Source organism: uncultured Acetatifactor sp. (assembly GCF_948601915.1).
In the GTDB taxonomy this organism is placed as follows: domain Bacteria; phylum Bacillota; class Clostridia; order Lachnospirales; family Lachnospiraceae; genus Acetatifactor.
Genome location: NZ_CAPDXS010000194.1, coordinates 1 through 8,064, shown reverse-complemented (window position 1 = coordinate 8,064; position 8,064 = coordinate 1). Strand labels below are relative to the sequence as shown.

Annotated in this window: 7 protein-coding genes; 5 read left to right on the top strand and 2 right to left on the bottom strand. The window is 53.9% G+C overall.

The features are described from left to right. Positions 1–641: 641 nt before the first annotated feature. From Q2B33_RS22085 to Q2B33_RS22075, 3 genes are all read left to right on the top strand, one after another. Positions 642–1,685, top strand: a complete 1,044-nt coding sequence (locus tag Q2B33_RS22085) for a hypothetical protein (protein ID WP_300914257.1) — start codon at positions 642–644, stop codon at positions 1,683–1,685. 787 nt (positions 1,686–2,472) lie between these two features. Further along, positions 2,473–4,257 carry a phosphotransferase gene (locus Q2B33_RS22080; RefSeq protein WP_300565105.1) on the top strand — a complete coding sequence of 595 codons (1,785 nt, stop codon included), beginning with the start codon at positions 2,473–2,475 and terminating at the stop codon, positions 4,255–4,257. Then, the gene (locus tag Q2B33_RS22075) at positions 4,226–4,687 is read left to right on the top strand and encodes a DUF3795 domain-containing protein (protein WP_300565103.1); all 462 of its coding nucleotides are present in this window, start codon (positions 4,226–4,228) and stop codon (positions 4,685–4,687) included. Before Q2B33_RS22080 ends, Q2B33_RS22075 begins: the two co-directional genes overlap by 32 nt. A 161-nt stretch (positions 4,688–4,848) precedes the next feature. Here the strand turns inward: Q2B33_RS22075 and Q2B33_RS22070 are convergent, their stop codons facing one another. Further along, a complete protein-coding gene (locus tag Q2B33_RS22070) occupies positions 4,849–5,904 on the bottom strand; it encodes a M42 family peptidase (protein ID WP_300565101.1) in 1,056 nt (351 codons plus the stop codon). Between the two features lie 339 nt (positions 5,905–6,243). Between Q2B33_RS22070 and Q2B33_RS22065 the strand changes: the two genes are divergently transcribed. Together Q2B33_RS22065 and Q2B33_RS22060 are read left to right on the top strand one after the other, a co-directional pair. Next, entirely contained in the window at positions 6,244–6,726 is a 483-nt protein-coding gene (locus Q2B33_RS22065) for a hypothetical protein (protein ID WP_300565099.1), read from the top strand. A gap of 60 nt (positions 6,727–6,786) precedes the next feature. Then, positions 6,787–7,218: a hypothetical protein gene (locus tag Q2B33_RS22060; RefSeq protein WP_300565097.1), complete on the top strand. Its 432-nt coding sequence runs from the start codon at positions 6,787–6,789 to the stop codon at positions 7,216–7,218. Positions 7,219–7,239: 21 nt separating this feature from the next. On the opposite strand, the gene Q2B33_RS22055 is transcribed toward Q2B33_RS22060, so the two are convergent. Further along, positions 7,240–8,064: chloride channel protein (locus Q2B33_RS22055; protein WP_330691414.1), on the bottom strand; the 825-nt coding region annotated here is incomplete at its 5' end.

The window sequence follows — 8,064 nt, the reverse complement described above, 5'->3', positions numbered from 1 at the left end:
CCGCAGGGACCTGCCCATCGAATATATGATACACTGCGTCTTTTCCCATCTGCTGTCCTACATGATGGAAATCGCCACAAAGGACTGCTTCCGGATGGACGCCCAGTCGCTGAGGCCTTTTGTGTACCGTGGGATCATGGGGGAGCTCGTTGCTGTTCACGGGTAGTTCCGCGAAGTGTTTTCGTGCGCATTTTGCACGAAAATCACGAGACAGCAGGCGCCAAAATGAGCGTATTTTGCTCACTTCAGGACAATAGAATTCTGCCTTTGAATTCTATTGTATGTGTGCATCACGTTGCTGTGAGGGGCGAAGCCGTGAACAGTAACGGGAGCTCTGCGGGGGGATGGATTCTTGAAAAATTTCTATTTGACAATTCTTCTTATCTGTATTATGATGATTTCATCAGCAATTAATACTTGCGGCCGCTGATATTTGCCATGTCGTCTGACTCAGGGGCGAAAAGCATCCTGGATTGATGGCAAATTCGGCCGCTCATGGGTATATCTTTGATGCTGCGAATCGCACATTCAGGCAGTTTCTGCCGGATTCATTCACACGCACTGGCAGGGACAGCTTACAGGCCATGGATGTCCTCTGCCACGTCATTTTCAGAAAGAGAGGACATCACATGAACCCAAGGATGGAATTCGTTCCACGAAAGAAACGGTTCCTGCGGCTGCCGCTGCGGCGGTTCGTCGGCAACCGCAACGTAAAGGACAGGCTTTTCTGCTACATCTTCGAGCGGGACAGGGAAGCCCTGCTGAAGCTGTACAATGCGCTGAACCACACGGATTACCGCGATGTGCAGGCGCTGGAGATCGTCACTCTGGACAATGTAGTCTATATGTCCATGAAGAACGACATGGCTTTTCTCCTGGCCGGGGCCCTGAACCTTTACGAGCACCAGAGCACATTCTGTCCGAATCTCCCTTTGCGCTTTCTGCTCTATATTGCCGCGGAATACGAGAGCCTGGCGGCAAAAGCGAAGGCCAATATCTATGGGCAGAAGTTGATTCCTCTTCCCGCGCCCCAGTGCGTGGTATTCTATAACGGGGACGATGCAATGCCTGATGAACAGTACCTGCGGCTGGCAGATGCCTTTCCGGATACGCCGGGAGCCGGACCCTCGTCCTGCCTGGAATTGACAGTCCGTATGCTGAATATCAATTATGGCCACAACAGTGGGCTGACCGCGGACTGTAGACGGCTGGATGAGTATTCCCGTTTCGTGGACTGCATCAAGGCATATCGGCGGGAAGGAAGTTCTGTGAATCAGGCGGTTGAGAATGCTGTAACATACTGTATTGACCATGGCATCATGGAAGATATTTTATTGCCCTTTCGGGCGGAGGTGACCAAAATGCTGCTGACTGAATACAACGAAAAGAAATACATGCGCATGTTCCGGAAGGAGGCCCGGGAAGAGGGGCTGCGGGAAGGACGGGAGGAAGGACGAGAGGAAGGATTGAAGGAAGGACGAGAGAAGGGACGAGAGGAAGGGTTGAAGGAAGGGCGGGAAGAAGAACAGAACCGTCTGATTGGCACCATGCTCCAAAATGGGGCGTCCCCTGAGTATCTCTCGCAAATGACAGGACTGCCGCTTTCCGAAATCAGGGATATATCCCGGAAGAAAAAAGGCCGGTTCGATTTCTCTCAGGTGGGAAAAAAGAAAAAGCGCCCATAGCCTTGCCATGTCCGGGAAGTTTACGAATGCTTCCCGGCTTTTTTAGATTTAAATTAGAAAGTAGACACAGTTTGAACACAATTCTCCTGTAATATGTATATTAGATAGTTGATGAACTCACTATCTCCCCCCTCATAAGAAAATAGTAAAAGGGTCTCGGTGCAAGCCGGGGCTCTTTTACAGTATGCCCGGAATCTGCACATAGAGGAAATCAGTACGCCTGGATGCCTGGGGCCTGGGACTGTAAGTTTAGGAATGCTTTTCAGGTTTTTTAGATTTAAATTAGAATATGGACACACTAAGGACACAATTCCCCTGTAATATGTATATCAGATAGTTGATGAACTCACTATCTCCCCCCTCATAAGTAATAGTAAAAGGGTCTCGGTGCAAGCCGGGGCCCTTTTACATTCGCGCACCTTTCCGTCTTATATGCCCCAGTGCCTAACTCCAGTGCTCCACTGCAGCTCCAGTGCTTCATCGAAAAAAAGCTTGCATAAATGCCAGGCATATACTAAAATAAATCTAAGAAGATTTTCTATATAAACGGCATTTAATTCTTGCCAGCCGCATAGCACAGCAAGTCATGCCGTTTATCTGATTTTTGAGCAAGATTTTATTGCTGCATATATAAGATATCGATTCTGATAGTCAAGAATGCAATTCATGGAAATCGGAAGATTCCTGCTGTCAATTTCAAGATGTAAAAACCGAGCGGGAGCTTCCGGCCCTGAGCCAGGTGCTCTGCAGACGGTACGACATTTGAGGGTGGAGGAGGCGTAAAGGTATGCCGGACTTTCATTTCACGAAAAGGGAACCAATCTATGAGGGCTGGTCTGATGACCGGAAATACTGTGCCACCGCGGAGCCGGAGGAAGGGCGTTCCCAGGGAACGAAATATTTCCTCCGCATCTCCCCCATGTCCCAGTATGACAGGAAGCAGACCGAATTCCGGATGATGGAGAAGGCTGCGGCCCTGGGCATCCCCATGTGCATGCCCCTGGCTTTCGGGGTCTGTGAGGAGGGTGTGTATTCGGTCCAGAGCTGGATCGAGGGGACAGGAGCGGAGGAAGTGGTGCCGATGCTGCCGGACAGCGGACAGTATGCCTGCGGGCTGGAGGCCGGGCGCATCCTTCGCAGGCTGCATTCCATCCCCCTTACAGAGGAACGGGAGGCGGGAGCTGCCCTGGAGGACTGGGAGACGCGGTTCAACCGGAAGATGGACACGAAGATCAGAAAATACAGGGAATGCCCCATACAGTATCCCGGGGGAGAGGCTTTTATCCGGTATATCGGGGAGAACCGCCATCTGCTGAAAGACAGGCCCCAGACCTGTCAGCATGGAGATTACCACATCGGGAACATGATGCTGGACGAAAGCGGGCAGCTTTATGTAATCGATTTCAATCGGTTCGATATCGGGGATCCCTGGGAGGAGTTCAACCGCATCGTATGGTGCGCCCAGGCCTCTCCGCTGTTCGCGTCCGGCATGGTGAACGGGTACTTTGAGGGCCATGTCCCGGAGGAATTCTGGAGGCTGCTCGCCCTCTACATCTCCAGCAATACCCTGTCCTCCATATACTGGGCAGTCCCCTTCGGGCAGAAGGAGATAGATACCATGCTGCGCCAGGCGGCGGAGGTGCTTCAGTGGTATGACAATATGCGAAACATCGTACCGTCCTGGTATTTCCAGGGATATTACCTGCAATATATAGACGGAATACCATATAAACTAAAATGTCCCTTCGACTTTTCCTTCCTCCGTAAATACGGCAGGGTGTTTCAGGTATACGATGACCAGGACTCCGGCAATATCTGCTTCGGGATCGAGAGAGACGGAGAACGCTATTTCGTGAAGTTCGCGGGAGCTCCCACAGAACGGGGCACGGGCACGGCCCGGGAGGCAGTGGAGAGGCTGCGGGAAGCCTGGCCGGTCTACAGGGATCTGCGGCATGGGAGCCTGATCGAGCTGGTGGAGGCGGAAGAAATCGGAGGCGGGTTCGCGCTGGTATTCCGCTGGGCCCAGGGGGACTGCATGGGCAGAATGTACCCGGCGGCCCACCGGAGGTTCATGGCGCTTCCCACGGAGAACCGGCTGCAGGTGTTCGGAGACATCCTGCGCTTTCTGGAACATACGGCTTCCAGGGGATACGTGGCCATCGATTTCTACGATGGCAGCATCCTGTATGATTTTGACAAAGGAAAGACCACTGTCTGTGACATAGACTTTTTCCGCAGACAGCCCTGTGTCAACGACATGGGGAGGATGTGGGGGAGCTCCAGGTTCCAGGCCCCGGAGGAATACCGGCTGGGGGCGGCAATCGACGAGGTGACCAATGTCTATACCGCGGGAGCGTTTGCTTTTGCGCTGTTTGGCGGATATGGGCGCACCCCGGACAGCTGGCAGTTGGGGGAGGGGCTTTTCGCCGTAGCCGCAAAAGCAGTGGAGGAGGACAGGAGCCTGCGCCAGCAGTCCCTGCGGCAGTTCAGGGAAGAGTGGGACAGCGGGTTTTTGGAAAAGGAGAGAGGAGAAGACACAAATGAAGACAAAATGCGGATTGGATTGCAGTGAATGCGGATGTAAGGAGTGCGGCGGATGCACGGAGACAGGCGGGCGCCCCTTCGGAGGCACCTGCATGATTGCGCTGTGCTGCGACGAAAAAGGCTGCGAGAACTGTGGCAGGTCCTTTGAGGCGCCCTGCAGGCTGAAGGAGGAGCTGATTGCGGAGTTCAATGCCCTGGGGATTGAAGACATGGAGGAGATCACCGACCTTTATGCGCTGAACGGGGCCTTCGTCAATCTGGCCTATACGCTTCCGGGCGGCCAGGAGATACGGTTCTGGGACGATGCCAGGGTATACCTGGGGAACCAGGTCCACAAGAAGGGGAGCGACAGATGCTACGGGCTCACGGCGGACGAGAGCTACCTGCTGGTATGCGAGTACGGCGAGGGCGGCTCGGATGCCGAGATTGTTGTATACAGGAGACGGGAAAAGGGTTGAATTAAGGTTCCAGGGCCCGGAGGAAGCGGACATTGGCTGACGGAAGCCAAGGGACATGGCAAGCGGCATGACAGGGAAGTCTCGGCAGAGGGAGAAAGAGTGGCTGCCGCATCAGGGAAATCTGTTTTCCTGATGCGGCAGCCATATCCGGTCAAAGGGGGCTACGGCCTCACAGGGCGGAAGTCGAAGCCCTTGTCCAGCTCCTGGGACAGCCGCACCAAAAATGTGCTGAGCAGCCGGACGCAGTCCTCGATGTCCTTCCAGCTGCCCACCTCCACGGAGCTGTGCATGTACCGCAGCGGGATGGAGACCAGGGCCATGGGGATGCCTTCATCGGCCTGGTTCACTGTGTCGCCGTCCGTACCCGTGCGGCCTCCGGCGATTTCCCACTGTACCTTCATATCCAGCTCCGCCGCCACCTGCTTCAGCAGGGCGTTCATGGGCTTGTTCACCGCAGAACCCATGCACAGCACCGGTCCGCCGCCCAGCTTCACCTCTCCGGTGTCACCCGGATTGGTGCCGGGGGCGTCGCTGGCCCAGGTCACGTCCACGGCGATGCAGCAGTGGGGCTTCAAGCGCGCGGCGGCATGGTAAGCGCCCCGGCCCGTGGTCTCCTCGCCTGTGGTGGTGGCGGCGTAGATGCCCAGGGAAGCGCCCTGCTGCGCGGCCTCCCTGGCGGCCTCCAGCACCACGAAGGCTCCGGTGCGGTCGTCCAGGGCGCGGCAGGTGAAGCAGTCGTTCATCAGCTCCCTGACGGGCACGTCCGCGCAGACCATGTCGCCCACGGCCACTGCGGCAGCGGCTTCTTCTTTGGAAGCTGCCCCGATGTCCACCAGCAGGTCGGAGACATCTATCTTCTCCTTTTTCACCAGGTCCGAGGAGGTGGCGATGATGCCGTTGACCTTGCTGCCCTCATGCCAGACCTGTACCGGAGAGCCTATGTACAGCCTGGGGCTGACGCCGCCTGCCTTAGCCAGGTGGAGACGGCCGGAGTCGTCGATATGGGTCACGATGAAACCGATTTCATCGATATGCCCGCACAACAGCACCCTGTGGGCGGCATCCGGATTCACGACGGAGACGGCATTGCCGCTGGGATCCGTGAGCTGGGCGTGGGCGAAGGCCTTGCCGTAGGCGAGGGCCTTCTGCTGGATAGCCTCCTCGTATCCGCTGACGGACGGAGTGGAGAGCAGGTCTTTCAGGAATTCTCTGTTCATAAGCAATCCTCTTTTCTTTGATAAATCGTATGGCAGCAAATCTATTTGATGTGCAGTATGTATTGTACCACAGGAGAAAAAAGTTGGCAATGGAGCATAGCTTATATAAATATGTTGCTAGTTATGATGGTTAGGCGATTATTTGTGCATGTGCTGTAGTCATCTTTATGGCCCATGCCTTTTTCGGAAGAAAGCAGAGACGGAGGCCATGCAGGCCACAGCAGCAGGAGAAGGCTCTGCAGCACTTCAGCCTGTGCCGTATATACGAGAGGCAGGAAAGCGGCTGGGAAAAGTCCCTGTTTCCATGCTCCCGGAATTGTGGTACAATGGACGCGCAAAATGAAAAAGGAAGGTGAGGGGGATAAAGTGGATATATCAATTTGCCGCCAAAGTGTCTGTATGGGGGATGATATAGATAATCACACTTGCACGTACACCATTAACCCATCTACCATGTTTCGGGATATCTTTCTGGACTTAATTAAGCAAAAATATTTTCCAAGCATTTTTGGTAATGATGTGGTTTGGTCATTATTCTGTGGTGATGATGATTTGCTGTCATGGAAAACAAAAGAAGATAAATTGTATAGTCGTTTTGGTGATAAGGAACCGACTATTCTTAGTGTGGAACGTTGGACGGCTTCTGCATGTATAGATTTTCGCTATTACTCACCTCCGATAAAAAGAGCGAAGTATATTTTCACAATGTTTGGGGGCTCAAAATTTCATATTTGGCATGAGGGATTTATGCCTGAATACGAAAGTTACTGTATTTCGCGGACTATGGAAGATGACTGGCGCAAAGTGCTTGCAGGGCATTAAATTCAAATTATTGAGCGGGATTTTACGGCGTGACGGCGGATTGGCTTGAGGTTGTCTGAAATGAAACTGCTTTTGCCGTTGCACAATCCCGCAGAACATAAAAGGGTGGCCGTCAACCTGCAAAAAGAACTGGCAAAAGACAAGTTTGCGAGATTTGCTTTGAGGTATAATTCCATGCTTTATCTTGGAATCGATATAGCAAGACAATTAGATGATAACGGATGCGAGAGATTTGAGCCTGATGCGGCAATGGCAAACGGGAGGCTGGCGTTTGCCAGACATTGCTTTGAACAGGCGTTAAGCAATGAGCAGCCTGTGTGTACAGGAGAAATTCCGGAGGATACCTTTTACGCCTCCAGAAAGTATGCAAGATACTTTGTTATTATTGAAGGTGCCTGGAATCCGAAGAAGGCAGGGATAGCGCGGGAGGAGTTTCTGGGGCGCATTCGGCCTTTTGTAATGTGGATGTTCGACAGGATTGAGGCATCCTGAGTCCGTCAGGCGTGAAGTATTTCACCCAACCTTTTTGTTGATAAAATCCGTCCTGTATTTCGAATACACGATTTTCTGGCTGTGATAGAGGCCGTGATATCCTGACAGCATGTAGCTGAAGGCCACGGTCAGCAGGAAATAGGGCATGCCCTCGTAGCCGAACAGCTCGAAGCTGATGAGCAGGGAGCTGATAGGGCAGTTCGTGACGCCGCAGAAGAGGGCGGTCATGCCCACCGCCGTGCACAGGGAAGGAGCGAACCCGGTCAGGCTGCCGAAGAGACAGCCGAAGGCGGCCCCCACGCAAAAAGTGGGGACGATTTCCCCGCCCTTGTAGCCCGCCCCTAAAGTGGCGGCAGTGAAGAGCATCTTCAGGGCGAACATTTCCGGCGCGACGGCGCTTTCCTCCATGCAGCGGACGATCAGTTCGATGCCGGAGCCATTATACCTCTGGCTGCCGGTCAGGAGCGTCAACAGGATGACGATACAGCCGCCTGCGAAGATGCGCAGATAGGGATTCGGAAAATGCTTGTGGTACAGCCGTTCCGACTGGTGCAGTAGGACGCAGAACAATATGCTCAACAGTGCACAGAGAGACGCCAAGACGATGACCCTGGTTCCGCTGCCCACCGTCAGCGGCGGAATGGCATCCAATGGGAAGGCTTCTGCGGGAACGCCGAGATGGGAAGCCACGGCGTAGGCAATCAGGGAGGCGATTACGCAGGGCACCAAAGCGGAATAGTGCATGATGCCCACGCTTACCACCTCCATGGAGAAGATGGCCGCCGCCATGGGCGTCCCGAAGAGGGCGGAAAGGCGGCGCTCATGCTGCACATGGTCATGATGTTC

Excerpts from the sequence above, each read along its gene's own strand:
- Q2B33_RS22060 (WP_300565097.1), top strand. The coding sequence starts at position 6,787 with ATGAAACTGCTTTTGCCGTTGCACAATCCCGCAGAACATAAAAGGGTG.
- Q2B33_RS22065 (WP_300565099.1), top strand. The coding sequence starts at position 6,244 with ATGAAAAAGGAAGGTGAGGGGGATAAAGTGGATATATCAATTTGCCGC.
- Q2B33_RS22085 (WP_300914257.1), top strand. The coding sequence starts at position 642 with ATGGAATTCGTTCCACGAAAGAAACGGTTCCTGCGGCTGCCGCTGCGG.
- Q2B33_RS22075 (WP_300565103.1), top strand. The coding sequence starts at position 4,226 with ATGAAGACAAAATGCGGATTGGATTGCAGTGAATGCGGATGTAAGGAG.
- Q2B33_RS22070 (WP_300565101.1), bottom strand. The coding sequence starts at position 5,904 with ATGAACAGAGAATTCCTGAAAGACCTGCTCTCCACTCCGTCCGTCAGC.
- Q2B33_RS22080 (WP_300565105.1), top strand. The coding sequence starts at position 2,473 with ATGCCGGACTTTCATTTCACGAAAAGGGAACCAATCTATGAGGGCTGG.